Annotated in this window: 22 protein-coding genes and 1 pseudogene; 16 read left to right on the forward strand and 7 right to left on the reverse strand. The window is 66.9% G+C overall.

Going from position 1 to position 25324, the window contains the following annotated elements; translation table 11 throughout:
- Positions 1-38: 38 nt before the first annotated feature.
- Together rsmI and AXW83_RS01490 are read left to right on the forward strand one after the other, a co-directional pair.
- Complete coding sequence (gene rsmI, locus AXW83_RS01485) at positions 39-947, forward strand: 16S rRNA (cytidine(1402)-2'-O)-methyltransferase (protein ID WP_066609988.1); 909 nt, start codon at positions 39-41, stop codon at positions 945-947.
- 38 nt (positions 948-985) lie between these two features.
- Complete coding sequence (locus AXW83_RS01490; protein ID WP_082766885.1) at positions 986-1324, forward strand: YraN family protein; 339 nt, start codon at positions 986-988, stop codon at positions 1322-1324.
- Between the two features lie 5 nt (positions 1325-1329).
- Here the strand turns inward: AXW83_RS01490 and AXW83_RS01495 are convergent, their stop codons facing one another.
- Positions 1330-1665 carry a type II toxin-antitoxin system PemK/MazF family toxin gene (locus tag AXW83_RS01495; protein WP_066609993.1) on the reverse strand — a complete coding sequence of 112 codons (336 nt, stop codon included), beginning with the start codon at positions 1663-1665 and terminating at the stop codon, positions 1330-1332.
- Positions 1662-1958: an antitoxin MazE family protein gene (locus tag AXW83_RS01500; protein ID WP_082767431.1), complete on the reverse strand. Its 297-nt coding sequence runs from the start codon at positions 1956-1958 to the stop codon at positions 1662-1664. The genes AXW83_RS01495 and AXW83_RS01500 overlap by 4 nt, the downstream gene beginning before the upstream one ends.
- Before the next feature lie 194 nt (positions 1959-2152).
- Here AXW83_RS01500 and gshB point away from each other — a divergent pair, with 194 nt between their 5' ends.
- Positions 2153-3091: a glutathione synthase gene (gene gshB / locus AXW83_RS01505; RefSeq protein ID WP_066609995.1), complete on the forward strand. Its 939-nt coding sequence runs from the start codon at positions 2153-2155 to the stop codon at positions 3089-3091.
- Between the two features lie 44 nt (positions 3092-3135).
- Here gshB and AXW83_RS01510 read toward each other — a convergent pair whose 3' ends face one another.
- The gene (locus AXW83_RS01510; RefSeq protein ID WP_066609997.1) at positions 3136-3921 is read right to left on the reverse strand and encodes a HesA/MoeB/ThiF family protein; all 786 of its coding nucleotides are present in this window, start codon (positions 3919-3921) and stop codon (positions 3136-3138) included.
- A gap of 160 nt (positions 3922-4081) precedes the next feature.
- On the opposite strand from AXW83_RS01510, the gene AXW83_RS01515 reads away from it, so the two are divergent.
- The 10 genes and pseudogenes from AXW83_RS01515 to AXW83_RS01560 all read left to right on the forward strand — a co-directional run bounded on the left by AXW83_RS01515 (position 4082) and on the right by AXW83_RS01560 (position 14978).
- Positions 4082-5077 carry a BMP family lipoprotein gene (locus AXW83_RS01515; RefSeq protein ID WP_442855238.1) on the forward strand — a complete coding sequence of 332 codons (996 nt, stop codon included), beginning with the start codon at positions 4082-4084 and terminating at the stop codon, positions 5075-5077.
- A complete protein-coding gene (locus AXW83_RS01520) occupies positions 5074-6612 on the forward strand; it encodes an ABC transporter ATP-binding protein (protein WP_066609999.1) in 1539 nt (512 codons plus the stop codon). Before AXW83_RS01515 ends, AXW83_RS01520 begins: the two co-directional genes overlap by 4 nt.
- A gap of 178 nt (positions 6613-6790) precedes the next feature.
- Positions 6791-7891: an ABC transporter permease gene (locus AXW83_RS01525; RefSeq protein ID WP_066610001.1), complete on the forward strand. Its 1101-nt coding sequence runs from the start codon at positions 6791-6793 to the stop codon at positions 7889-7891.
- 199 nt (positions 7892-8090) lie between these two features.
- The gene (locus AXW83_RS01530; protein WP_066610003.1) at positions 8091-9065 is read left to right on the forward strand and encodes an ABC transporter permease; all 975 of its coding nucleotides are present in this window, start codon (positions 8091-8093) and stop codon (positions 9063-9065) included.
- A gap of 6 nt (positions 9066-9071) precedes the next feature.
- Positions 9072-9482, forward strand: a complete 411-nt coding sequence (locus AXW83_RS01535; protein WP_066610005.1) for a cytidine deaminase — start codon at positions 9072-9074, stop codon at positions 9480-9482.
- A gap of 56 nt (positions 9483-9538) precedes the next feature.
- On the forward strand, positions 9539-10351 hold the full coding sequence (locus tag AXW83_RS01540) for a purine-nucleoside phosphorylase (protein ID WP_066610006.1): 813 nt from the start codon (positions 9539-9541) through the stop codon (positions 10349-10351).
- A 3-nt stretch (positions 10352-10354) separates the two neighbouring features.
- Positions 10355-11116 (forward strand): annotated as a pseudogene (gene deoC / locus AXW83_RS01545) (deoxyribose-phosphate aldolase).
- Between the two features lies 1 nt (position 11117).
- Positions 11118-12446, forward strand: coding sequence for a thymidine phosphorylase (gene deoA / locus AXW83_RS01550; protein WP_066610008.1), 1329 nt, complete (start codon positions 11118-11120; stop codon positions 12444-12446).
- Complete coding sequence (locus AXW83_RS01555) at positions 12443-13387, forward strand: 2-hydroxyacid dehydrogenase (RefSeq protein ID WP_066610010.1); 945 nt, start codon at positions 12443-12445, stop codon at positions 13385-13387. Before deoA ends, AXW83_RS01555 begins: the two co-directional genes overlap by 4 nt.
- 232 nt (positions 13388-13619) lie before the next feature.
- Entirely contained in the window at positions 13620-14978 is a 1359-nt protein-coding gene (locus AXW83_RS01560) for an esterase-like activity of phytase family protein (protein WP_066610012.1), read from the forward strand.
- 192 nt (positions 14979-15170) lie between these two features.
- Here the strand turns inward: AXW83_RS01560 and AXW83_RS01565 are convergent, their stop codons facing one another.
- From AXW83_RS01565 to AXW83_RS01580, 4 genes are all read right to left on the reverse strand, one after another.
- Positions 15171-16970, reverse strand: a complete 1800-nt coding sequence (locus AXW83_RS01565; RefSeq protein ID WP_066610014.1) for a gamma-glutamyltransferase family protein — start codon at positions 16968-16970, stop codon at positions 15171-15173.
- A gap of 17 nt (positions 16971-16987) precedes the next feature.
- The gene (locus tag AXW83_RS01570; protein WP_066610016.1) at positions 16988-17878 is read right to left on the reverse strand and encodes an ABC transporter permease; all 891 of its coding nucleotides are present in this window, start codon (positions 17876-17878) and stop codon (positions 16988-16990) included.
- The gene (locus tag AXW83_RS01575) at positions 17878-18822 is read right to left on the reverse strand and encodes an ABC transporter permease (protein WP_066610018.1); all 945 of its coding nucleotides are present in this window, start codon (positions 18820-18822) and stop codon (positions 17878-17880) included. The genes AXW83_RS01570 and AXW83_RS01575 overlap by 1 nt, the downstream gene beginning before the upstream one ends.
- Positions 18823-19000: 178 nt before the next feature.
- Entirely contained in the window at positions 19001-20506 is a 1506-nt protein-coding gene (locus AXW83_RS01580; RefSeq protein WP_066610020.1) for an ABC transporter substrate-binding protein, read from the reverse strand.
- 350 nt (positions 20507-20856) lie between these two features.
- Here AXW83_RS01580 and otnK point away from each other — a divergent pair, with 350 nt between their 5' ends.
- The 3 genes from otnK (at position 20857) to AXW83_RS01595 (ending at position 25277) form a co-directional block, all read left to right on the forward strand.
- On the forward strand, positions 20857-22122 hold the full coding sequence (gene otnK, locus AXW83_RS01585) for a 3-oxo-tetronate kinase (RefSeq protein WP_066610022.1): 1266 nt from the start codon (positions 20857-20859) through the stop codon (positions 22120-22122).
- 73 nt (positions 22123-22195) lie between these two features.
- Entirely contained in the window at positions 22196-23530 is a 1335-nt protein-coding gene (locus AXW83_RS01590) for a malonyl-CoA decarboxylase (protein WP_066610023.1), read from the forward strand.
- A 199-nt stretch (positions 23531-23729) separates the two neighbouring features.
- Positions 23730-25277 (forward strand): malonate--CoA ligase, encoded by a 1548-nt coding sequence (locus tag AXW83_RS01595; protein WP_082766887.1) that lies wholly within the window; start codon positions 23730-23732, stop codon positions 25275-25277.
- Positions 25278-25324 lie beyond the last annotated feature (47 nt).

Genomic DNA, 25324 nt, shown 5'->3' on the forward strand with positions numbered 1-25324 from the left:
CCGTGGCGCAGCGCCGGTGCTTGTGGCAGTTTGCCGCCATGTCGATCCATCAGCCGGCCCCGCGCAGCCACAGCTACACCGCCTTTGGGCTGAAGGCCGAGGCCGAACCTCTGGCGCCCGGCCTTCACATCGTCGCGACGCCGATCGGCAATCTGCGCGACATCTCGTTTCGCGCGCTGGCGACGCTGGCCGCCGCCGACGCCGTGCTGGCGGAGGATACGCGCACCAGCAAGACGCTGCTGGCGCATTACGGCATCTCGACGCCGCTCTACCCCTATCACGAGCACAATGCCGAGCAGATGCGGCCCAAGATCCTGGCGAAGCTGCGCGAGGGCGGCAAGCTCGCGCTGATCTCGGACGCCGGTACGCCGCTGGTCTCCGATCCCGGCTACAAGCTCGTCGCCGAACTGGTGGCGCAGGGGCTGCCGGTCACAGGCATTCCCGGTCCCTCGGCTGTGCTGGCGGCGCTGGTACTGGCTGGTCTGCCGACCGACCGCTTCTTTTTCGAAGGTTTCCTGCCGCCCAAGGCCGCCGCGCGGCGCGGGCGCCTGACCGAACTCGCCGCGATCCCGGGCACGCTCGTCTTCTTCGAATCGCCGCGGCGTCTGGGGGGGATGCTGGCCGATGCGGCAGCCGTTTTCGGCCCGCGGCCTGCCGCCGTGGCGCGCGAGCTGACGAAGTTTTACGAGAACGTCCGGCGCGGCCCACTTGCCGAACTCGCGGCCCATTACGACGCCGAGGAAGAGGCGCGCGGCGAGATCGTGGTCATCATCGGCCCGCCCGGAGCGAATGAACTGGCGCCGGCCGGCGACGTCATCGAAGAGCGCCTGCGCGAGGCACTGAAAGCCGTTTCGCTGAAGGAGGCCGTCGCCCAGGTCGCGGCCCAGACCGGGCAGCCGCGCCGCACGATCTACGCCCGCGCGCTCGAACTGACGCGGGAGCCTTGACCGCGCCCGGCCGAACGGCCCGCGCGAGACGCTCGGGCATGACCGGCCGCCGCGCCGAATGGCTGGCGATCCTGTGGCTTTCCGCCAAGGGCTATCGTCTCCTCGCCCGCCGCTTCGGTGGCAAGGGCGGCGAGATCGACCTGATCGTGAAGCGCGGCCGCACCGTCGCCTTCGTCGAGGTCAAGGCGCGTGGCGTGATCGAGGATGCGATGGGCGCGATCACGCCGCAGAAGCGCCGGCTCGTCGAGATGCGGATCAGGCAGTGGCTCGCGCGAAATCCCTGGGCGATGGATTGCCATCTGAGGGCCGACGCTGTGTTTCTCGCGCCATGGCGCTGGCCGCGGCATATCGTGCGGATGTTCGAGTTGGACGTGTGACATCTTTAGCGCTCGACGTCGTACAATCCCAGAACGAAAGCCAACATTCGATTGAGGGTAAGCATCTGCTCGTCGGAAGCATGACCGAAGGCCGGGCCGACCTTCTCTTTGGGAACAGTGAACAGCTTTTCCGCCAGGACATCGGATGGCCAGTGCAAACCATTTGTCTTGGATGGGACAAGCGGCAGTCGATAAAGCGGTGCATCGAGCTGATGGCTGCTGAGGATAGCGACGACAACACTGTTTACGTCGGACATGCGTTCCGACTGCACGACGATGGCCGGTCTTGGCTTGCCGTAGCTTCCGGGAAGCGCAACGGTGACGAGATCGCCGCGTCTCATTTTGGTTGCGATTTGTCGTCCAAGTGGTCGGGCCAAGGGGGTGGTCCGTCCGGCCCCCAATCGTAAGGTTCCTGATCCCAGTCGAGGGTGGAAGCGTCAATGAATGCCATGATCTCGGCATTGTCGGGAGCGGCGTTGATGATCGCTGCCTGCCGCGCCGCCTCCTCCGCAAATCCCGGCGCATTGACGTCGGGCACCCAGATGCGCAGCAGCTTGAGCCCCTGCCGCTTTTTTGAGGCGCGGTAGCGGGCGAATTTGCTTTGGGCAGGCTTCGACGCGGCGGTGCGAGGCATGATGTCCTCCAGTAAGATTCGGTAAGGCAGCATCAAGATAGCTTTAAGTAGCGCGCTACCATGCCCACGGTCAATCAAGCGCTGGCGCCATGTCCCGTCCGCCGTCGCGCCAATCATGTGACGCGACAGCGCCCACTTGCCGATCCGCCACGTGCCGGACCATAAGGGCGCGCCAGCCAAACGGAGCGCAGCCGATGACCTTCAACGTCGCCATCCAGATGGACCCGATCGAGCGCATCCGGATCGCCGGCGACACCGGCTTCTCGCTGATGCTGGAAGCGCAGGCGCGCGGGCACACGCTCTACACTTACACCCCCGACAAGCTGACCCTGCGCGACGGCAAGGTCACGGCCCGGATCAGGCCTGTCACCGTGCGCGACGTCGAGGGCGACCATTTCACGGCCGGCACGGAGGAGCGCGTCGATCTGTCGACGCTCGATGTCGTGCTGCTGCGGCAGGACCCGCCCTTCGACATGGCGTACGTCACGACGACGCATCTGCTGGAGCGCATCCACCCCAAGACGCTGGTGGTCAACAACCCCGCCGAGGTTCGCAACGCGCCCGAGAAGATTCTCGTGACGCATTTCCCCGAGTTGATGCCGCAGACGCTGATCACCCGCGACAAGGCCGAGATCGAGGCCTTCCGCGACGAGTTCGGCGAGATCGTGATGAAGCCGCTCTACGGCCATGGCGGCGCGACCGTGTTCAAGACCGGCAAGGGCGATCCGAATTTCGGCTCGCTGTTCGACCTCTTCGCCGGCATCTTCCGCGAACCCTGGGTCGTCCAGCGCTTCATGAAGGAGGTCTCGGCCGGCGACAAGCGCATCATCCTGATCGACGGCAAGGCGGCCGGCGCCGTCAACCGCGTGCCGGCAGAGGGTGATCTGCGCGCCAACATGGTGCGCGGCGGCGCGGCGAAGCCCACCGACCTGTCGAAGCGCGAACTCGAAATCTGCGAGGCCATCGGCCCGACGCTGCGCGAGCGCGGCCTGCTGCTCGTCGGCATCGATGTGATCGGTGGCAACCTGACCGAGATCAACGTTACGGCGCCCACTGGCGTGCGCGCCATCAAGAAGCTCGGCGGCCCGGATCTGGCGGCGCAGTTGTGGGACGTGATCGAGAGCAAGCGATAGGCAGTAGGCAATGGGCAGTAGGCAATAGGAACAAGATCCACTGCCTACTGCCGATTGCCGACTGCCCCGTTCAACGCATTCCCCTCGTCCCAGCCATAGCCCATCGTCTCGAACCGCATCGTCATCGCGTCGACGAGCAAAAGCTTGCCGACCAGCGGCTCGCCGAAGCCGGTGACGGCGCGGATCACCTCCAGCGCCATCAGCGAACCCATCACGCCAGCCAGCGCGCCGAGCACGCCGGCCTCGGCGCAGGGCGCGACGGTGCCGGGCGGAGGCTCGACCGGAAACAGGCAGCGATAGGTCGGGTTGCGCAGGCCGTCCGCGCCCGTCTCATGCGCCCGGATCGTCGTCAGCGAGCCGTCGAAGCGGCCCAGCGCCGCTGTGACCAGCGGCTTCCGCTCATGGAAGCAGGCATCCGAAACGGCATAGCGCGTCGCGAAATTGTCCGAGCCCTCGGCGACGGCGTCGTAGAAGGCAACCAGCGCGCGGGCGTTGTGCGGATCGATCCGGGTGACATGCTCGTCGACCACGACATGCGGATTGAGCCGCTTCACGAAGGCCGCCGCCGCCACGGCCTTGTGCGCGCCGACATCCTGCGTACCGAAGATGGTCTGGCGCTGCAGGTTCGACAGCGAGACCGTGTCGTTGTCGACGATGCCGATATGGCCGACGCCCGCCGCCGCGAGATACTGGATCAGCGGCGCGCCGAGCCCGCCTGCGCCGATCACGAGGACGCGAGCGCGCTTGAGCTTCGCCTGGCCGGGCCCGCCGATCTCCGGCAGCACCAGATGGCGCGCATAGCGCTCGATTTCGTCGTCGTTCAGGCTCATGGCGCAAGGGTTAGGCCCTTCGCCCGTCGCCGGCAATCGCCGCGGCCGCCCGTGCCGCTTTCGGTTTCGGCCCCGCTTGGCCACGTCGCCAAGCCATGCCATCGTAGGCCCATACAGGGCGGCTCAACCGCTCAGCACATGAGGGGATTACGACATGCGGTTGAAGTCATTCGCGCTGGCGCTGGCCGGCGTCGCTCTTTCGGCGATGGCGTCTCTGGCGCAGACAGAGATCAAGCCGGCGGTCGTCTATGACAAGGGCGGCAAGTTCGACAAATCCTTCAACGAGGGCGTCTTCGCCGGGGCCGACAAGTTCAAGCAGGAGACCGGCGTCGATTTTCGCGATTTCGAGCCCAATAACGACGCCCAGATCGAGCAGGCGCTGCGCCGCTTCGCCCGCGACGGCCATTCGCCGATCATCGCGGTCGGCTTCAGCCAGGCGACAGCGCTGCAGAAGGTCGCGGCCGAGTTCCCGGCCCTGAAATTCACCATCATCGACATGGTTGTCGATCTGCCCAACGTCCAGTCGATCGTGTTCAAGGAGCATGAGGGCTCCTATCTCGTCGGCCTGCTCGCCGGCCTCGCCTCCAAGGCCAACAAGGTCGGCTTCGTCGGCGGCATGGACATCCCGCTGATCCGGAAATTCGCCTGCGGCTATGTCCAGGGCGTCAAGGCGGCGAAGAAGGACGCGGAGATCTTCCAGAACATGACCGGCTCGACCCCGGCCGCGTGGAACGACCCGGTCAAGGGCGGCGAACTGGCCAAATCGCAGATCGACCGCGGCGCCGACGTGATCTACCACGCCGCCGGCGGCACCGGCATCGGCGTCCTTCGCGCCGCCGCCGACGCTGGCAAGCTCGGCATCGGCGTCGATTCCAACCAGAATGCGCTGCAGCCCGGCAAGGTGCTGACCTCGATGCTGAAGCGCGTCGACGTCGCGGCCTATGCCTCGTTCAAGGCCGCCCGCGACGGAACTTGGAAGCCTGGCCTGTCGGTGCTCGGCCTCAAGGAGGATGGCGTCGGCTGGGCGCTGGACGACGCCAACAAGTCGCTGATCACGCCGGAGATGAAGGCGGCCGCCGACAAGGCCAGGGCCGACATCATCTCAGGCGCCGTCAAGGTCCACGACTACATGTCGGATTCGAAGTGCACGATGTGAGTGGAGAGGTCTCGCCTCCCGCCATCGAACTCGTCGCGATTTCGAAGCGCTTCGGCCCGGTCCAGGCCAACAGGGACGTGTCCCTCTCTGTCGCGGCGGGCTCGATCCACGGCATCGTCGGCGAAAACGGGGCTGGCAAATCGACCCTGATGTCGATCCTCTACGGCTTCTACGAGGCCGATAGCGGCGAGATCAGGATCGCCGGCCAGCCTCGCACCATCCGCTCATCGGGCGACGCCATCGCGGCGGGGATCGGCATGGTCCACCAGCATTTCATGCTGGTGGAGACCCTGAGCGTCGTCGAGAACGTCGTGCTCGGGGCCGAGGGTGGCGCGCTGCTCGGCGGCGGTATCGCCAGGGCGCGCGCCGAACTGCAGCGCTTGGCGCAGGATTACGGCCTCATCATCGATCCCGACGCCATCGTCGGCAATCTGTCGGTCGGCTTGCAGCAACGGGTTGAGATTCTAAAAGCGCTCTATCGCGGCGCCCAGATCCTGATCCTCGACGAACCGACCGCAGTGCTGACGCCCCCCGAGGCCGACCAGCTTTTCGTGCTGCTGCGTGCGCTGAAGGCGCAAGGGCGAACAGTGATCCTGATCACCCACAAGCTGCGCGAGATCATGGACGTGACCGACCGCGTCTCGGTGATGCGGCGCGGCGCGATGGTCGCCCATGTCGCCACGAGCGAAACCTCGCCGCCGGCGCTCGCGGAGGCGATGGTCGGCCGCCGCGTGCTGCTGCGCGTCGAAAAGACGCCGCGCCCGCGCGGCGCACCCGTGCTGGAGGCGGTCGGTCTGTCCTACACCGACGAGCGCAACTGCGAGACCCTGAAGGACGTGAGCCTGACACTCCATGCCGGCGAGATCGTCGGGATCGCAGGCGTCGCCGGCAACGGCCAGAGCGAATTGCTGGAGACGCTGGCAGGGCTGATCCAGCCCTCGCGCGGCGTCGTGAGGCTGAACGGACAGATCCTCGGCGCTGCCGACCGCTCTCCGGCGCGCCTGCGCAGGCTCGGCGTGATGCATATCCCCGAGGACCGGCAGAAGGCCGGCCTCGTCACCGCCTTCTCCGCCGCCGAGAACGCTATCCTCGGCTATCAGGACGATCCCGCCTTCGGCCCCGGCCCGTTCCTCTCGCCCTCGGTCGTCGGGGCGCATGCGAAGGCGGGAATGACCGCCTACGACGTCCGTCCGCCCAATCCCGCGCTGAAAAGCGGAAAGTTCTCCGGCGGCAACCAGCAGAAGATCGTGCTGGCCCGCGAAATCGAGCGCGCCCCGAAGGTGCTGCTCATCGGCCAGCCGACGCGCGGCGTCGATATCGGCGCGATCGAGTTCATCCACCGCCGCCTGATCGCACTGCGCGATGCCGGCGTCGCCATCCTGCTGGTCTCGGTCGAACTGGAGGAGGTGATGGCGCTGTCGGACCGCATCCTCGCCATGTGCGGCGGCCGCATCACCGGCGAGCGCCAGGCCGAGGCGACCGACGAGCGCGATCTTGGGTTGCTGATGGCGGGTGTGACGGAGCGGGCCGCGTGATGGTGGCTGCCTTGTCGCACGCGCAACGGCCTCTTTCCTTCTCCCGGATGGGAGAAGGTGGCCCGGAGGGCCTGATGAGGGCCTGCCGCTGCTTCAGTCTGCACCGGCGGTCCCTCACCCCTGCCCCTCTCCCACCCGGGAGAGGGGTTCCCCGCGCCGCATCCTGTGGGGCCGCGCCATGAGCGCCGCCCCCATCGAACTCCCCCGTTGGGCCGATGCCGGGCTCGTCCCGCTCGTTGCCGTTGCGGCCGCCCTGCTCGTTGCTGGCCTTGTCGTGCTCGGCATCGGCGAGAGCCCGCTGGAGGCGACCGCGCTGCTGCTGCGCGGTGCGCTCGGCTCGGCCGAGGGCACCGCCTTCACGCTCTACTACAGCACCAATTTCATCTTCACGGGGCTCGCGGTCGCGGTCGCCTTCCATGCCGGCCTGTTCAACATCGGCGGCGAGGGCCAGGCGACGGTGGCGGGCATTTTCGCTGCGTTCGCCTGTCTTTGGCTCGCACCGCTGCCCGGCATCCTGCTGGTGCCGCTCGCCGTCCTCGCAGCGGCGGCGGGGGGCGCGCTCTACGGGCTGATCCCCGGCTGGCTGCAGGCGACACGCGGCAGCCACGTCGTCATCACCACCATCATGTTCAACTTCATCGCGGCGACGGTGATCGTCTATCTGCTGGTCGAAGTCATCGGCAAGCCGGGTTCGATGCAGCCCGAGACGGCGGAGTTCCCGCCCCATGCGATCCTGACGCCGATGCACAAGCTGCTGGCGCCGCTCGGCGTTATTCTGCCGGCGACGCCGCTGAACAGCGCCTTCCTGCTGGCGCTGGCCTCGCTCGTCGCGGTCTGGGCGCTGATCTATCGTTCGCGGCTGGGCTATTGCATCCGCACCGTCGGCGCCAATCCGCGCGCGGCCGCCTATGCCGGCATCTCGGTCGCGCGCATCACCATGGTCGCGATGGCGATCTCCGGTGCGCTCGCAGGCGGGCTTGCCGTCAACGAGGTCATGGGCGTGCAGCACCGGCTGCTGCTCGATTTCACCGCCGGCTACGGTTTTGTGGGCATCGCGGTCGCGCTGATGGGGCGTGGCCATCCCGTCGGCGTCGCGCTCGCAGCCCTGCTCTTCGGCATCCTCTATCAGGGTGGGGCCGAACTCTCCTTCGACAAGCCGAGCATCACCCGCGACATGGTCGTCGTCATCGGCGGCGTCATCATCCTCTTCGCCGGCGCGCTTGACGGGCTGTTCAGGCGCATCGTCGCGAGCGGGTTGCGCCTGGGGCGAACGGTATGAAAGGGCGAGCCCCTCCGTCATTCCGGGGCGGTCCGCAGGACCGAACCCGGAACCCACGACCGGCCGAGTCCCGCTGTGACCGCATCGGCCACGCGCGCCCGGTCGTGGGTTCCGGGTTCTTCGCGGAGTTTATCCTTGGGCCGGCCGAAGGACGGACCCGAGGGCGAAGCCCCGGAATGACAGGAGTGGGCATCTGACGATGGAATGGGTCCAGACCATCGCCGTGATCTTCGATTCTGCTATCCGGTTGTCGATTCCGCTGCTTTGCGCCGCCATGGCGGGCCTCTGGTCGGAGCGGGCGGGCGTCGTCGATATCGGGCTCGAAGGCAAGATGCTGGTCGCGGCCTTCGCCTCGGCGGTCGTCGCCTGGCAGAGCGGCTCGGCCTGGGCCGGCTTGGGCGCCGGCATCCTCGCCTCGGTCGCGCTCGCGCTGCTGCACGGCTTTGCCGCCATCACCTGGCGCGGCAATCAGATCGTCTCCGGCGTCGCCATCAACATGCTGGCCGCGGGTCTCACCGTGATCCTCGGCAACGCGTGGTACGGGCAGGGCGGCCGCACGCCCTCGCTCGAAGGCGCGGCGCGCTTCCCCGATCTCGCCTGGCCGCTCGGTCCTTGGGCGCGCGAGCATGTCCCGGTCGTCGGCCCGCTCTATGACGAGGTCGTCTCCGGCCATGCCGCGCCGGTCTACCTCGCCTTCCTGAGCGTGCTGCTGACGGCGCTGGTGCTGAAGCGCACGCGTTTCGGCCTGCGCCTGCGCGCCGTCGGCGAGAACCCCGCCGCCGTCGATACCGCCGGCATTTCGGTCGCAGGCCTCCGCTATGCCGCCGTCATCATCTGCGGCGTGCTCTGCGGGCTCGGCGGGACCTATCTCGCCGTCTCGCAATCGGCCGGCTTCTTGCCGCACATGACCGCCGGCAAGGGCTTCATCGCGCTAGCGGCCGTGATCTTCGCGAACTGGCGCCCCGGCCCGGCGCTGGGAGCCTGCCTGCTCTTCGGCGGGCTCGACGCGATCGCGATCCGGCTCCAGGGCGTGGTCCTGCCAGGCGTCGGGCAGGTGCCGGTGCAGGCGATCCAGGCCTTGCCTTATCTGATGACGGTGATCCTGCTCGCCGGCTTCATCGGCAAGTCGACGCCGCCCAAAGCCTCGGGCCTGCCCTATGTCAAGGAACGCTGAGCCGCCATGTCCGTCGATTCCGATTTCGATGCTCTCTTCGCGGCGGCAGGCCGCGTCCAGCCGCTGGCCTATGCGCCTTATTCGCACTTCAAGGTCGGTGCCGCGATCCTCGCCGATGACGGCGCGATTTATGCCGGCTGCAATGTCGAGAACGCCGCCTATCCCGTCGGGGCCTGCGCCGAGGCCGGCGCGATCTCGGCGATGATCGCCGGCGGCAGCCAGCGCATCGTGGCCATCCTCGTGATGGGCGAGGGCGAGGCACTGGTCACACCTTGCGGCGCCTGCCGTCAGCGCATCCGCGAATTCGCCAACCCGGACACGCCCGTCGCGATCGCCGGGCCAAGCGGCATCAGGCAGCGCTTTTCGTTGGCCGAGCTGTTGCCAGCGTCCTTCGGACCAGACAATTTGCGCCGGTGATTTGCTTTTCCGGACCTCCTGCCGGGGCGGGTGATTTCGCGACCGGGAGACAAGCCATGGCGGCCGATCCAGTATTCGACCAGGCGGCATCGACCTTGATCGACCGCGGCATGGATGGCGTGATCGATTGCGCGATCGTGCTCGGCACCGGGCTGGGGCGGATCGTCGAGGAGATGCTGGACAGGGTCACGATCCCTTTCGCCGAGATTCCGGGATTTCCGGAGGGCGCGGTCTCCGGCCATGCCAAGCAACTGAGCTACGGCACCCTGCATGGCAAGAAGGTGCTGATCTTCGAGGGGCGGGCGCACTACTATGAAAGCGGCAACCCGGCCGTGATGCGCGTGCCGATCGGGATGCTGGCTGCCTTCGGCTCGCCGCCGCTGATCCTGACCAATGCCGCCGGCTCCCTGAAGCCCGATCTGAGGCCGGGCGGACTTGCCCTGATCACCGACCACATCAACCTGAACGGTCCCAATCCGCTCGTCGGCGACATCGGCGACGGGCGCTTCGTGCCGATGGTCGATGCCTATGACGTGAATCTGCGTGGACGGCTGACGAGAGCGGCGGCGAGTTCCGGCGCGCATCTCGGCGAGGGCGTCTATATGTGGTTCACAGGCCCGAGCTTCGAGACGCCTGCCGAAATCCGGATGGCGAAGCTGCTGGGCGCCGATCTGGTCGGCATGTCGACCGTGCCGGAGGTGATTCTGGCGCGGCGCTTTGGCATTCGCGTCGCCGCCATCTCGGTCATCACCAATATGGGCGCGGGCCTGCTCGGCGGCACACCGAGCCACAGCGAGACGCGCGACGTCGCCACGGGCGCAACGACGGGGCTGCGCCGGCTTCTGCGCGCGTTCCTGTCGGAGCTCTAGCCCATGTCGGACATGCTGGTCGCGAGGCGCGCGCTGGCGCTGCTCGATCTTACCGATCTCGCAGAGGATTCCAGCGCGGCCAGTGTGCAGGCACTGTGCCAGCGCGCCCGCGGCGGACCTTCGCCTGTCGCCGCCATCTGCATCTGGCCGCGCTTCATCGGCGTCGCTCGCCAAACCCTGGGCCCCTTGTCCATGCGCATCGCCACGGTGGTCAATTTCCCGACGGGCGGCACGGATGTCGCCGCGGTCACGGATGAGACGCAGGCCGCACTCGACGCGGGCGCCGACGAGATCGACCTCGTCCTGCCGTGGCGGGCTTTCCTGTAGGGCGACCGCGAGAGCCCCCGCCGCATGGTCGAGCAGATCAAGCAAACCTGCGGGGCCAAGACGCTCAAGGTCATCCTCGAGACCGGCGAATATCCCGATCTCGACCGTGTCCGCGAAGCCTCGGAACTCGCGATTGCCGCCGGCGCCGACTTCATCAAGACCTCGACTGGCAAGACCGCGCACTCGGCTAGCCTGGCGGCGGCGCGGACGATGCTCACGGTCATCGCGGCGGCGGCGGGGCGGCCGGTCGGGCTGAAACCGTCTGGCGGTATCCGCACCCTTGCCGATGCTGCAGGCTATCTCGCGCTCGCCGACGAGATCATGGGGCCAGGCTGGGCTACACCCGAGACCTTCCGCTTCGGCGCGAGCGGGCTGCATCAGGTGCTGGCCGATGTGATCGCGGGCGGCGCGGCGGGACAGGCAAGCGGACCCTATTGAAATGAAACTGACGCAGGAAATCATCGCCGCCAAGCGTGACGGCACCGAACTGCCCGACGCCGACATCCGCCAGATCGTCGTTGGTATCGCCGACGGCTCGGTCAGCGAGGGGCAGGCGGCCGCTTTCGCCATGTCGGTGTTCTTCCGCGACATGACGGCCAAGGAGCGCGTCGCGCTGACGCTGGCCATGCGCGATTCCGGCACGGTGCTGAACTGGGACGATCTGCCGGGCCCGGCGCTCGACAAGCACTCGACCGGCGGTGTCGGCGACACCGTCAGCCTGCCCTTGGCAGCGGCGGTCGCGGCCTGCGGCGGCCATGTCCCAATGATTTCTGGCCGCGGCCTCGGCCATACCGGCGGTACGCTCGACAAGCTCGACGCCGTGCCGGGCTACGTCACCCAGCCCGACATTGCCCTGTTCCGAAAAGTGGTGCGAGAGCAGGGCTGCGCCATCATCGGCCAGACGGCCGATCTGGCGCCCGCCGACAAGCGCCTCTACGCCATCCGCGACGTCACGGCGACGGTCGAGACGATTCCGCTGCTGACCTCCTCGATCCTGTCGAAGAAACTCGCGGCCGGGCTACACGGGCTGGTGATGGATGTGAAATATGGCTCGGGCGCCTTCCTGCCCGATTACGGCAAGGCGCGGGCGCTCGCCGACGCGCTGGTCGGCGTCGCCAACGGCGCCGGCCTGCCGACGACCGCGCTGATGACCGACATGGACGAGCCGCTGGCAAGCGCGGCCGGCAATGCGCTCGAAGTCGCCTATGCGCTCGACCACCTCGCCGGAAGGCGGCGCGAGCCGCGCTTCCATGAAGTCACGGTCGCGCTGGCCGCCGAGATGCTGCTGCTCGGACGGCTCGCGGCCGATATCGACCAAGCCAGGGCGAAAATCGAGGCGGCCTTCGCCAGCGGCGCCGCAGCCGAGCGCTTCGCGCGCATGGTCGCGGCGCTGGGCGGGCCGGCCGATCTGCTTGAGCGGCCGGACAAATATCTGGCGGCGGCGCCGATCGTAAAGCCGGTCTTCGCCACCTCGCCCGGCACGGTCCAGGCGATCGACACGCGCGGCGTCGGGCTCGCCGTGGTGGCGCTCGGTGGCGGCCGTACGCGGCCACAGGACCCGATCGACCACGCCGTCGGCATCGTCGATCTCGCGGGGCTCGGCGACGCGGTTGGAGCGGGCCGCCCGCTCGGCATCGTGCACGCCCGCGATGAAGCCGGTTTTGAGGCTGCCCAACTGCGCTTGCGGAAAGCCTATCGCCTGGGAGAAGGTAGGCCGGAACGCGGCGCGCTGGTCGCGGAGCGGATCACGGAGAGTTCGCACGCATGAGTTTGCTTCTGGCGATGACCGGCTGGCATCTTGAAGACTGGCGGGAGCGTTTCGCCGCGCTGCTGCCGGAGATGCCGATCGTGACGCTCGGCGAGCCCTTCGACCGGCGCTCGGTGCATTATGTCGCGAGCTGGAAGCATCCCGAGGGCAGCCTTGCCGGCTTGCCCAACCTCGCCGCGATCTTCTCGCTGGGCGCCGGCGTAGATCATCTCTTCGCCGATTCGCGTCTTCCCGAAGCGCCGATCGCCCGCGTAGTCGATCCCGATCTGACGACGCGGATGAGCGAATACATCGTGTTGCATTGCCTGATGATCTTGCGCCAGCAGCGGCGCTACGACCGGCAGCAACCGCTGAAGAGCTGGGACGATGACCGCAATCAACCTGCCGCCCGCTCGGTGCGCGTCGGCATCATGGGGCTGGGCGAACTCGGTCTCGACGCCGCCCGCAAGCTGAAGGTGATGGGCTTCGACGTCGCCGGCTGGAGCCGTTCGCCAAAGACTGTCGATGGCTTGGCAACCTTCTCAGGCTCCGATGGAATGGCAGGCTTTCTCGCCCGCACCGACATCCTCGTCAGCCTGCTGCCGCTGACGCCTGAAACGCGCGGAACCATCAACGCGACACTGCTGGCCGGCCTGGCACAGAACGGCCGGCTGGGCGGGCCGTTCCTGGTCAATGCCGGCCGCGGCGGGCTCCAGGTCGAGGCCGACATTCTCGCTGCGCTCGAGGCCGGCACGCTGAAGGGGGCGACGCTCGACGTCTTCGAGACCGAACCGCTGCCCGCAGACTCACCGCTCTGGACGCATCCCGCCGTGACGGTAACGCCGCACAACGCCGCGATGTCGGAGCCGGACGCCGTGGCGAGCCTGATCGCGACGCAGATCAGGCGGCTGGAAGCCGGCGAGCCGCTGGAGCATGTGGTCGATCCGGCAAGGGGGTATTGAGCACCAGCTGTCATTCCGGGGCGCGCCGCAGGCGCGAGCCCGGAACCCACGACGGGATGAGTGTGATCGACTGGCCTTGTTGAAGATCGCGCCCGGTCGTGGGTTCCGGGTTCTCGCTTCGCGAGCCCCGGAATGACAAAGGCGGATCGTCACGCCAACGTCACGCGCCCGTCGTCGCGCTGAAATCAGCCGGGGCCAAGCGGAGGGGCCATCCCCCAACCCGGAGCGTCCCATGCGCCTGTCCCTCGTCGCAGCCCTGCTGCTGTCCTCCACCATGCTCGCCGGCGCCCAGGAAGCTCAGAAGGAGTTCCCGGCAAAGCTGCTCGGCCATGCGCTGCTGCCGGCCAACACCATGGTCGCCGCTCCCGCCGATGCGCCGGCCGACCTCAAGGTCTCCGGCAAGTTCACCACGCCCGGCAAACGCGTCGAGGCGGTCGGTACCGTCATGGGGACCTCGGGCGGCCGCCCGACCGGCCTCTCGACGCCCTTCGCCGGTCAGCCCGTGCAGGGCTTCTCCGGCATTCGCTCGCTCGGCAATGGCGAGTTCCTGGTGCTGACCGACAACGGCTTCGGCGCCAAGGCAAACTCGCCCGACGCCATGCTGTATTTCCACCGCCTGAAGGCCGATTTCGCGGGCGGCACGATCGAGCGCACCGCCACCACCTTCCTGCACGATCCCGACAAGAAGGTGCCGTTCCGCATCGCCAACGAGGGCACCGAGAAGCGCTATTTGACCGGCTCCGACTTCGACCCCGAGTCGATCCAGCCGATCGGCGGCAAGTTCTGGATCGGCGACGAGTTCGGACCCTATCTCATCCGCGTCGATGCGACCGGCAAGGTCGAGGCCGTGTTCGAGACGACGGTCGATGGCAAGCCCGCCCGCTCGCCCGACCATTATGCCGTGACCACGCCGGCCGCGCCGAATCTGCCCGTCGAGTTCAACGTTCGCCGGTCCAAGGGCTATGAGGGCATGGCCCAGTCGCCGGACGGGCGCTTCCTCTACCCGCTGCTCGAAGGTCCGCTCTGGAACGCCGAGACCAAGGGCAACGAGGAAGTCGACGGCAAGGAAGTCCTGCGCATCCTCGAATTCGATGTCGCCGCCGAAAAGTGGACCGGCCGCTCCTGGTTCTTCCCGCTCGAGCAGAAGGGCAACGCCATCGGCGATTTCAACATGATCGATGCGACCACCGCGCTGATCATCGAACGCGACAATGGCGAAGGGACCGCCGACCGTGCCTGCGCGGCGGGCCAGCGCGGCCCCGACTGTTTCCACGACCTCGCAAAGTTCAAGCGCGTCGTGAAGATCGAGATGACCGACGCCAATGTCGGCAAGTCGGTGCGCAAGGTCGGCTATATCGACCTGCTCAAGATTGCCGACCCTGACAAGAAGGCGAAGCAGGGCGCCATCGACGGCGTGCTGCCCTTCCCCTTCTTCACCATCGAGAACGTCGATGTCGTCGATCGCGCCAACGGCGTCATCGTCGTCGGCAACGACAACAACCTGCCGTTCTCGTCGTCGCGCGATCCGAAGAAGGCCGACGACAACGAACTCGTCCTGCTCTCGGTGAAGGACCTGCTCGACGCGAAGTGAGCGTCCGCGCTTCATGCTTCTCCCTCCCCCCGCTTGCGGTGGGGAGGGCCGGGGTGGGGGGCAGTTCCGCTTGGTGAGGCGCTGAAATCAGGTCGAGACCTGCTTTTCGGCCCCCCACCCTAACCCTCCCCACCGCAAGCGGGGGGAGGGGATCGGAAGCCGCAGCGTCGAGGTTAAAGAAATTTCGAGGTCCTACCGCCCCGCGGCGTAGGCCTGCATCAGCCGCGGGGTGGCTGCCGCCCGCAACAGGCCGTCCGAACCGGTCTCGGCCGCCGTCAGCCGGCCGACCGTCCAGGCCGGCGCGCGCTCGACGGCGTGCCCGCGCTTTTCCAGATCGGCCAGCGCCGCCTCGCCGATGCTCTCCTCGACCATGAGATGGCCGGGCCGCGCCTCGCGCGGGTAGAAGGAGGAAGGGAAGTGCTGCGTATGGAACAGCGGCAGGTCGATCGCCTCCTGCAGGTTCAGTCCGTGATGCACGCGGCGCAGGAACATCCCCATCTGCCATTGCTCCTGCTGGTCGCCGCCCGGCGTGCCGAAGACAAGGCGCGGCTCGCCGTTCTCGAAGGCGAGCGTCGGCGTCAGCGTCGTGCGCGGGCGCTTGAACGGCGCCAGCGATGCCGGCAGCCCGTCCTCCAGCCAGAACATCTGCGCGCGCGAATTCAGCGGGAAGCCGAGTTCCGGAATGACCGGCGAGGATTGCAGCCAGCCGCCCGAGGGGGTCGCGGCGATCATGTTGCCCCATTTGTCGATGACGTCGATATGGACGGTGTCGCCTGTCTTCCCGGCCGCGACCATCGAGGCCATGGTCGGCTCGCCGACGCTGGCGCCGCCCTTGCCCGATTGACCGGCGATCCGCAGATTGGCCAGCATCCGCGACACCTGCGTCTCGAAGCCGGGGATCATGCCTGGCCGTAATTCGTGCGAGGCCTTGTCCGAGATCAGGTCGCGCCGTCCGCGCGCATAGTCGTCCGAAAGCAGCGTCGCCAGCGGCACCTTCACGAAATCAGGGTCGCCGTAATAGGCCTCGCGATCGGCAAAGGAGAGCTTCATGGCCTCCATGACGTGATGCACGAAGGCCGGGCTCGTCGACCCCATCGCCGCGATGTCGATCCCTTCGAGGATCTTCAGCGTTTGCAGGAAGACCGGCCCCTGGCCCCAGGCGCCGATCTTGAAGACCTCCCAGCCATGATAATTGACGCTGGCGGGCGCCTCGTAGCTCGGCTGCCAGCGCGCCATGTCGTCGGCGGTCAGCAGGCCCTTGTGCCGGCGGCCCGAGGAATCCATTACCTCGGTCGTGCGGCAGAACCTGTCCATCGCCTCGGCGACGAAGCCCTTGTACCAGGCGTCATAGGCCGCCTGGATTTGGGTCTGGCGGTCGGGGCCTGCCGCTTCGGCCTCAGACAGGATGCGCTTGTAGGTTTCGGCCGCCGCTTTGTTCTGGAACAGCTTGCGCCCTTCGGGCACCTTGCCGCCGGGCAGATAGACCGCGCCCGATGTTGGCCATTCATTGGTGAACAGGTCCGTCAGCGAGCCGATCGTGTCCGAGACGCGCGGCAGCATCGGATGGCCGTTCTCGAAATAGCCGATCGCGGGCTCCAGCACCTCGCGCAGGCTCAGCAGGCCGTGGTCGCGCAGCAGCGCCATCCAGCCGCCGAAGGCGCCGGGCACCACGGTCGCGAGCAGCCCCGAGCCCGGGATCATGTCGAGCCCGAGTTCCTTGAAGGCCTCGATCGTCGCGGCCTGGGGGGAGGGCCCCTGCGCGCACATCACCTCGACCTTCTTCGACTTCGCCGAATAGAACACTGCCGGCATGTCGCCCGCCGGGCCGACGAGATGCGGCTCGACCACCTGCAGCACGAAGGCGGCGGCCGCGCAGGCGTCGAAGGCATTGCCTCCCTTCTCCAGCATGGCCATGCCCGACGCGGTCGCGAGCCAGTGCGTCGAGGTGACGACGCCGAAAGTGCCGAGGATTTCGGGGCGGGTGGTGAACATGGGCGTATCCTTGGGTCTCAGTTGTCTTTGGGATCGAGCGCGTCGCGCAGACCGTCGCCGAGCAGGTTGAAGCCCAGCACGGCGAGGAAAATGGCGATGCCGGGCGCCACCGACATCCACGGCGCCTGTTCCATGAAGTTCTTGGCCACGTTCAGCATCTGGCCCCAGGACGGGGAGGGCGGCTGCTGGCCGAGCCCCAGAAACGATAGTGAGGCCTCCAGGATGATCGCCTGCGCCATGAACAGCGTCGACTGCACCACGATCGGCGACGTTGTGTTCGGCAGCACGTGCACGACCATGATCCGCAGGTCGCGCGCGCCGACCGAGCGGGCACCCTCGACGAAATCCTCGGCCTTTACGCTCATCACCTGGCCGCGCACCAGCCGGATGAAGATCGGCACCGCCGACAGCCCGATCGCGATCATCGCATTGGTCAGCGACGGGCCGAGGATCGCCGCGAAGGCGATGGCGAGGATCAGGAACGGGCAGGCCAGCATCGCCTCGGTCACGCGCGAGATCGCGATGTCGATCCAGCCGCCATACCAGCCGGCAAGCAGGCCGAAAGGCAGCCCGATCGCCAGCGCGATCATCACCGAGACTCCGCCGGCCAACAGCGAGGTCTGCGCGCCGTAGAACAGCCGCGAAACCTGGTCGCGGCCGAGTTCGTCCGTTCCGAACCAGTAGAGCTCCGAGGGCGGCTTGCGGATGGCGAGGAAGTTCGACTTCAGCGGGTCCGCCAGCGGCAGGATCGGCGCCAGCACCGCCATCAGGAGGAACAGCAGCACCATCGTGCCGCCGATCAGCGCCGAGCGGTTGCGCAGCAGCTTGCCGATCGCGCCGCGGCGCTTCGGAAGCGGCGTCTCGCCGGCTGTGGCCAGCGCCGGCTTGTCGAGGGTTGCATCCGCCATCAGCCGGTCCTCAGTCGCGGATTGGCGAGGACATAGAGGATGTCGGCCAGGAGGTTCATCAGGATGAAGCCGATCGCGGTGCACAGCACCACGCCCTGGACCACGCCATAGTCGCGGTTGAACACCGCATCGACGATCAGCTTGCCGAACCCGGGGATGGTGAAGACCTGCTCGGTCAGAACCGATCCGGCCAGCAATTCGCCGAAGAGCAGCGTCGACAGCGTGATGATCGGCATCAGCGCATTGCGCAGCGCGTGGCGATTGACGACCGTATCTTCGTCAAGCCCCTTGGCGCGGGCGGTGCGGACATAATCCGAGCGCAGCACCTCGAGCATGGCCGAACGCGTATGGCGCATGATGAAGGCGGCCAGGCCGTTCCCGAGGACGAAAGCCGGCAGGATCAACCGCTCGATGGCGGCCTTCGGATCGACGAAAATCGACTCGTATCCCGATGCGGGAAGCCATCTGAGCTGCACCGAAACCACCAGGATCAGCATGATGCCGAGCCAGAAATTCGGGATCGAGAGACCAGTCAGGGCGACCGCGCTGACGGAGTAATCGACCACGCTGCCCTTGCGCCGGGCGGCCAGAATCCCGGCCGGCAGACCGATCGCGATCGCGATGATGATCGAGGCCGTGGCAAGTTGGATCGTCACAGGCAGCTTCTGCAGGATCAGCCCGAGAACCGGCTCGCCGGTCCGCAGCGAGCGCCCGAAATCGCCCTGCACCACCTGGGCGAGCCAGGCGAAGAACTGCACCACGATCGGATCGTCCATCCGGTAGATCGCCCGCAGCCGCGCGATCGCCTCCGGATCGCGCTCCTCACCGGCCATGACCAGGAACGGATCCCCCGGCAGCGCGCGCTGCAGGGCGAACACGAAGATCGACACCAGAAACAGCGTCGGCAGCGCGATCAGGATGCGCCGTCCGATGAGGGTCAGCATGGAGCTCTTCTCCCTCCCCCCGCTTGCGGTGGGGAGGGCCGGGGTGGGGGGGCGGGTCGCCAAGACGAGCCGTTTCGCCTCTTCCTGCACGCCCCCCCATCCCTAACCCTTCCCCACCGCAGGCGGGGGGAAGGGGACAGGTGAGCGCCGCTCTGTGCGAGCATGAGAAAAGCTGCCCTCACTGCTTCTTCAATCCCGCCAGCCGGATCATGCCGTCGGGGCTGACCACGAAGCCCGACACATTGGCGCGCATCGCGAAGAACCAGGGCTGGTTGTAGAGATAGATCAGCGGCATCTCGTCCTGCATGATCGTCTGCGCCTCGTCATAGAGCTTCTTGCGCTCGGCGACGTCGTAGACGGTGCGGGCCCTGTCGAGCAGTTCGTCGATGCGGGCATTCTTGAACTTGCCGTCGTTCTGGCTGCCGGTCGAATGGACGAACTGGTGAATGTTGCCGTCGGGATCGACGCGGCCCGACCAGCCGACGCGGCTGAGCTGGAACTTGCCCTGCTGCTGGTCGCGCAACTGGCTGGCGAATTCCGACGAACGCAGCTGCACGTCGAAGCCGGCCTCTGAGGCCATCGCCTGTACGACCTGGCCGAGCTGGGCATCGACCGGGTTGTTGGTCACCATCATGTCGAGCTTGACGCGCTCGGCGCCGGCTTCCTTGAGCAGCGCCTTCGCCTTGGGAATGTCGCGCTTGGTGACGACCAGCTCCTTCATGAAATAGGGCGAGGCCGGCGGAAAGGGCTGCATGCTTGGCGGATGCGTGCCCTCGAAGACGACGTCGTTCAGGACGTTGCGGTCGATCGCCAGCGAGAACGCCTGGCGCACGCGCTTGTCCTTGGAGAAGGGCGAGTTCGCCATCTCGCCATTGTTGTGGTTCAGCGTCATGCCCTGATAGCCGATGCCGGGCGTGTCCACGACCTTGAGGCTCTTGTCGGCGCGAGCTGATTTCACGTCGGTGGCGGCCAGGCGCTCGATCATGTCCAGCTCGCCCGAGCGTAGATTGGCCAGCCGCACCGTGGTGTCGGGGATGGCCCGGTAGACGATGCGGTCGAACGCATATTTGTCCGCCTCCCAGAAGTCCGCGAACTTTTCCAGCACGATGCGGTCGTTCTGCACGCGCTCGACGAACTTGTAGGGGCCCGAGCAGACGGGCTTGGCCGCGACATCGCCGGAGAGCGATTTCGGCGACATCATCATGCTCGCCCGGTCGGTGAGTTGCGCCAGCAGCGTCGCGTCTGGCCGCTTCAGCTTGAGTGCGATCGTCATCGGATCGACCACCTCGACGCTGTCGACCGAGGCGAGCTCCGAGCGGCGCAGCGAGTCGGGCAGGGTGCGGGCGCGGTCGAGATTGGCCTTGGCGGCCTCGGCGTTGAAAGGCTCGCCGTCATGGAACTTGACGCCGGGCCGCAGCTTCATCGTCAACGTCTTGCCGTCCTCAGAGAAGGACCATTCCGTCGCCAGCCGGGGGACGATCTTCAGGTCGGGCGTGATGTCCAAAAACTTGTCGCACAGGCCCTTGAAGACGATGCGGCCGACGAAAGTGCGGGCCTTGTGCGGATCCAGCATGTCGGGGTCTTCCTGCAGCCCGATACGTAAGACCGACGGCGTCTGCGCCAGCGTCGGCAGGGCCGAAAGTGCCAGGATCGTGGCCGAAGCCAGGGCGGTGACGAGCTTCATCTGAATTGTCCCCATACTTGCGTGACTGTGGGCGCAAACGATGCCGCATCTCCGACGCAATGGTCGGGGCGCCCTGCCCATCGCCTGCGATTTTGTTCCGTTCGGTACCAGTGTGGTCTAGTTTCGAGCCGGCGTCGATGCCGCCCGTTTCGCTGCCTGCAGCCGACAGACATGCCGCCATGGCGGGCCGGCACATGCAAGGAGGCGGCCAGCCCTATGTCGATATGCGGTTGTGGTCGAGCTGCTCCGGTGCGGGAAGGCTTTCGGCTACGATCTTCTCTGCTAACAAGGATCTGCGGCGCTTCAGGCCGAAGCGTGCCGGAAACAGGCCAGGAACGGAATCCGATCCAATGCTTCTGGGTGTGATCGCCGATGACATGACGGGCGCGACCGACGTCGCCCTGATGCTCAACCGTGCCGGAATGCGCACCGTGCAGGTCATCGGCGCGCCTGAGCGGGGTGCCCCGCCGCCCGACGCCGATGCCGTCGTCGTGGCGCTGAAATCCCGCACCAATCCCGTGGCGGAGGCCGTCACGGATTCGCTGGCCGCCTGCGAAGCGCTGCTGGCGGCGGGAGCACGGCAGATCCTGTTCAAATACTGCTCGACCTTCGATTCGACCCCGACTGGCAATATCGGGCCGGTCGCGGATGCGCTGATGCAGCGGCTGGGCGCGGAGATCGCCATCATCTGCCCGGCTTTTCCCGCCAATGGCCGCTCGATCTACCAAGGCTATCTCTTCGTCGGCGCCGTGCCGCTTCACGAAAGCTCGATGAAGGACCACCCGCTGACGCCGATGCGCGATTCGAACCTGATGCGGCTGATGGGGGCGCAGACGACGGCAACGGTCGGACTGGTCGACCACGCGACGGTTCAGGCCGGCGTCGATGCCGTGAAGGCCCGCCTGGAGGCGCTGGCCGGGCAGGGCGCGCGCTATGCCGTCACCGATGCGCTGAGCAATGACGACCTGCTGGTACTGGGCGCCGCGATCGACGGCCATGTCCTGCTGACCGGCGGCTCCGGCATCGCGATGGGCCTGCCGCAGAACTTCCGCAAGGCGGGGCTCCTGCCGGAGCGCGCGGTGGCCGCGACCCTGAGCGCCCCGCAAGGCCGCACCGGCATCATTTCCGGTAGCTGCTCGACGGCGACGCGTGGTCAGATCAAGGCGGCGATCGAGGCGGGCTATCCGGCGCTGAAGGTCGATCCGCTCGCTCTCACCTCGGGCGAGCAGACAGCGGAGACGCTTGCGCAATGGGCGCTGGCCCAGTCGGCGGAAAAGCCTTTCCTGCTCTATTCGAGCGATGACCCGGCGGAGGTCACGCGCATCCAGGACAAGCTCGGCCGCGAAAAGGCTGGCGAGACGGTCGAACGCGTCTTCGCAGAGGTTGCCCGCTTGCTGGCGCAGGGCGGCGTCTCGAAGCTGCTCGTCGCCGGCGGCGAAACCTCTGGCGCTGTCGTTCAGGGTCTGGGCATCGCCACGCTGGAGATCGGCCCCGAGATCGATCCGGGCGTGCCCTGGACCCGCGTGGTCGGCGGGCCGGAGATGGTGATCGCGCTCAAATCCGGCAATTTCGGCGCGCCCGACTTCTTTCTGAAAGCGTGGAGCCTGCTGAACTGAGCTTGCGTCGATGGCGCACGGTTTCGGCCGCAGGAAACTCGTATAGACTGCCGCTCGCTGAAAGGGGGTAGGCATGGACATGGCGTTTCTCGGCGATCTTCTGACCAGCGTGGCCGATCGCGGCCGGGCGCTCATCGGCTTCGAGCGGTTCGGGGGCGGCAAGGGCCGCCCGATCGACCAGCTCTGCGAGGATCTTCTGTCGGGCCGCGGCGAGGCCTCGGGCATGGCGCTGGCGCAGGGCGTTCTCGACGCCTGGGAGCGGCTCGACCGGGCCGGACGGCAGGCCTTCTTCACTATCCTGCAGGAGCGCTTCGGTCCCGATCATCAACGGCTCGGCAATGCAATCGAGGCCTATCGCGCCGATCCCAACGCCGCCAACATCGCCAGCCTGCACCTGGCCTCGGAGCCGCGCCGCCAGGAATTGCTGCGCCGCCTCAACCTCGCGCCCGGCGGCACCCATGTGCTGGTGCGGATGCGCGAGGCCCTGTTCGAGGCGATGGAAGCCGACCCCGAGCTGAAGGCCGTCGACAGCGATTTCCGCCACCTCTTCGGCTCCTGGTTCAACCGCGGCTTCCTGGTGCTGCGCCGCATCGACTGGCGCACCCCCGCCAACGTGCTTGAGAAGATCATCCGCTACGAGGCGGTCCATGAGATTCAAGGCTGGGACGACCTGCGGCGCAGGCTGGAGCCGGGCGACAGGCGCTGCTTCGCCTTCTTCCATCCGCAGCTGATCGACGAGCCGCTGATCTTCGTCGAGGTCGCGCTGACGGCCGACATCCCCGCCGGCATCGTCGATCTCCTGACCGATTCTCGTGAGGTCCTGCCGGCCGCCGCTGCGAAGACAGCCGTGTTCTATTCGATCTCGAACTGCCAGGAGGGCTTGCGCGGTATCTCCTTCGGCAATTTCCTGATCAAGCAGGTGGCCGAGGATCTGAAGCGTGAGCTGCCGGGCCTCGACACCTTCGTCACGCTCTCGCCCCTGCCGGGCTTTGCGCGCTGGCTCGACGCCTTCGTCGCCGATCCCGGCGAGGTCCGGATGTCCAATGAGGAGTTGTCCGAACTCGCCCGGCCGACCGGCGAGACGATCACCCTCGACGATGCGACCAAGGCCCGCCGCGTCAAACTGCTCGGCCAGATGGCGGCGCAATATCTTCTGCGCGCCCGCAGCGCGTCGGGCCGTGTCATCGATCCCGTGGCGCGCTTCCATCTCGGCAACGGTGCGAGGCTTGAGCGTATCAATGTCGGTGGCAACATGTCGGCGCGGGGCCTGCGCGAGTCGCATGGCGTGATGGTCAATTATCGCTACGACCTCGACGACATCGAGATCAATCACGAGGCCTTCGCCACCCGCAACACCGTCGTCGCCTCCTCGGCTGCGAGGAAACTGCTGCGGCCGGTCGCGAGTTGACGCTGGTTTTGGCCAGGAACATGTGAATACAGCCCTCATCCTGAGGAGCCACGCAGCGGCGTCTCGAAGGATGCTCCAGATATCCCCGGAGCTTTCTGGAGCATCCTTTTAGACGCAAGCTTCGCTTGCTCCTCAGGATGAGGGCTGAGATGAAATTCAAGAAGCATCAGACCGGAAACGCCTGAAAGGACCCGAAATCATGGGCAACCACCTGTTCGACCTGATCCGCGCCCGAATTCCTGCGCCGGATGCGCCTTTCGCGCTGCTCCATGACGGCCGGCGCTATTCCTATGCCGACATGGTCGATGTCTCGGCCCGCTTCGCCGATGCGCTGGTCGGGCTCGGCGTGAAGCCCGGCGATCGGGTCGCGGTCCAGGTCGAGAAGTCGATCGAGGCGCTGATGCTCTATCTCGGCACGGTGCGGGCCGGCGCGATCTTCCTGCCGCTCAACACTGCCTATACGCCGGTCGAGATCGAGTATTTCCTGGGCGATGCCGAGCCTTCCGTCTTCATCTGCGATCCCGCAAAGGCCGAGGCGCTGAGGCCTTACGCCGACAAGGCCGGGGCGAAGCTGGAGACGCTAGGCGTCTGGCGCTCGCCGGACGTTTCCGCAGGCACGCTCTCCGACAAGGCGCTTGCCGCTGCGACCGACTTCGCCGACATCGAGCGCGGCCCCGACGATCTCGCCGCCATCCTCTACACCTCGGGCACCACCGGCCGCTCCAAGGGCGCGATGCTCAGTCACGACAACCTCGCCTCGAACGCGCTGGCGCTGGTCGATTACTGGCGCTTCACGAAGGACGACGTGCTGCTGCACGCGCTGCCGATCTTCCACACGCACGGGCTCTTCGTCGCGACCAATTGCGCGCTGTTCTCCGGCGCCTCGATGATCCTGCTGCCGAAATTCGACCCCGATCAGGTCTTCAAGTACCTACCGCAGGCGACCTGCATGATGGGCGTGCCGACGTTCTACGTCCGGCTGCTGCAGGACGAGCGCCTGACGCGGGAATTGACCGCCCATATGCGCCTCTTCGTTTCGGGCTCGGCGCCACTGCTCGCCGAGACGCATCGCGAATGGCGCCAGCGCACCGGCCACGCCATCCTCGAGCGCTACGGCATGACCGAGACCAACATGAACACCTCCAACCCCTATGAGGGAGAGCGCGTCGCAGGCACGGTCGGTTTCCCGCTGCCGGGCATCGCGGCCCGCGTCACCGATCCCGAGACGGCAAAAGTGCTGGGCACCGACGAGATCGGCATGATCGAGGTCAGGGGCCCCAACGTCTTCAAGGGCTATTGGCGCAACCCCGAAAAGACCGCAGCCGAGTTCCGCGCCGACGGCTTCTTCATCACCGGCGACCTCGGCAAGATCGACCCTGCCGGCTACGTCCACATCGTCGGGCGTGGCAAGGACCTGATCATCACCGGCGGCTACAATGTCTATCCCAAGGAGGTCGAGACCGAGATCGACGAAATGCAGGGCGTAATCGAAAGCGCCGTCATCGGCTGTCCCCATCCCGATTTCGGCGAGGGCGTCACGGCGGTCGTGGTAGTCAAGCCCGGCGCTACGATCACCGCTGCCTCGATCGCCCGGACGCTTGAGCAGCGGCTGGCGAAGTTCAAGCTGCCCAAGCAGGTCTTCATCGTCGACGATCTGCCGCGCAACACTATGGGCAAGGTCCAGAAGAACCTGCTGCGGGAGCAATACAAGGACATCTATGCAAGGCAGATGAAGGCGGGGGAGTAGCGGAGTTCGCAAGGCCTCCCCCACGCCGTCCCGCTTGCAGGAATACG

It is taken from the genome of Bosea sp. PAMC 26642 (assembly GCF_001562255.1).
Lineage (GTDB): Bacteria > Pseudomonadota > Alphaproteobacteria > Rhizobiales > Beijerinckiaceae > Allobosea.

What these genes read in the sequence shown, in the direction of transcription:
- AXW83_RS01540 (WP_066610006.1), top strand. Translation starts at nt 9,539, where the DNA reads ATGGCGGCCGATCCAGTATTCGACCAGGCGGCATCGACCTTGATCGAC.
- AXW83_RS01530 (WP_066610003.1), top strand. Translation starts at nt 8,091, where the DNA reads ATGGAATGGGTCCAGACCATCGCCGTGATCTTCGATTCTGCTATCCGG.
- deoA (WP_066610008.1), top strand. Translation starts at nt 11,118, where the DNA reads ATGAAACTGACGCAGGAAATCATCGCCGCCAAGCGTGACGGCACCGAA.
- AXW83_RS01565 (WP_066610014.1), bottom strand. Translation starts at nt 16,970, where the DNA reads ATGTTCACCACCCGCCCCGAAATCCTCGGCACTTTCGGCGTCGTCACC.
- AXW83_RS01580 (WP_066610020.1), bottom strand. Translation starts at nt 20,506, where the DNA reads ATGAAGCTCGTCACCGCCCTGGCTTCGGCCACGATCCTGGCACTTTCG.
- rsmI (WP_066609988.1), top strand. Translation starts at nt 39, where the DNA reads ATGTCGATCCATCAGCCGGCCCCGCGCAGCCACAGCTACACCGCCTTT.
- AXW83_RS01560 (WP_066610012.1), top strand. Translation starts at nt 13,620, where the DNA reads ATGCGCCTGTCCCTCGTCGCAGCCCTGCTGCTGTCCTCCACCATGCTC.
- AXW83_RS01495 (WP_066609993.1), bottom strand. Translation starts at nt 1,665, where the DNA reads ATGAGACGCGGCGATCTCGTCACCGTTGCGCTTCCCGGAAGCTACGGC.
- AXW83_RS01510 (WP_066609997.1), bottom strand. Translation starts at nt 3,921, where the DNA reads ATGAGCCTGAACGACGACGAAATCGAGCGCTATGCGCGCCATCTGGTG.
- AXW83_RS01595 (WP_082766887.1), top strand. Translation starts at nt 23,730, where the DNA reads ATGGGCAACCACCTGTTCGACCTGATCCGCGCCCGAATTCCTGCGCCG.
- AXW83_RS01490 (WP_082766885.1), top strand. Translation starts at nt 986, where the DNA reads ATGACCGGCCGCCGCGCCGAATGGCTGGCGATCCTGTGGCTTTCCGCC.
- AXW83_RS01555 (WP_066610010.1), top strand. Translation starts at nt 12,443, where the DNA reads ATGAGTTTGCTTCTGGCGATGACCGGCTGGCATCTTGAAGACTGGCGG.
- AXW83_RS01535 (WP_066610005.1), top strand. Translation starts at nt 9,072, where the DNA reads ATGTCCGTCGATTCCGATTTCGATGCTCTCTTCGCGGCGGCAGGCCGC.
- AXW83_RS01590 (WP_066610023.1), top strand. Translation starts at nt 22,196, where the DNA reads ATGGACATGGCGTTTCTCGGCGATCTTCTGACCAGCGTGGCCGATCGC.
- gshB (WP_066609995.1), top strand. Translation starts at nt 2,153, where the DNA reads ATGACCTTCAACGTCGCCATCCAGATGGACCCGATCGAGCGCATCCGG.
- otnK (WP_066610022.1), top strand. Translation starts at nt 20,857, where the DNA reads ATGCTTCTGGGTGTGATCGCCGATGACATGACGGGCGCGACCGACGTC.
- AXW83_RS01570 (WP_066610016.1), bottom strand. Translation starts at nt 17,878, where the DNA reads ATGGCGGATGCAACCCTCGACAAGCCGGCGCTGGCCACAGCCGGCGAG.
- AXW83_RS01575 (WP_066610018.1), bottom strand. Translation starts at nt 18,822, where the DNA reads ATGCTGACCCTCATCGGACGGCGCATCCTGATCGCGCTGCCGACGCTG.
- AXW83_RS01525 (WP_066610001.1), top strand. Translation starts at nt 6,791, where the DNA reads ATGAGCGCCGCCCCCATCGAACTCCCCCGTTGGGCCGATGCCGGGCTC.
- AXW83_RS01500 (WP_082767431.1), bottom strand. Translation starts at nt 1,958, where the DNA reads ATGCCTCGCACCGCCGCGTCGAAGCCTGCCCAAAGCAAATTCGCCCGC.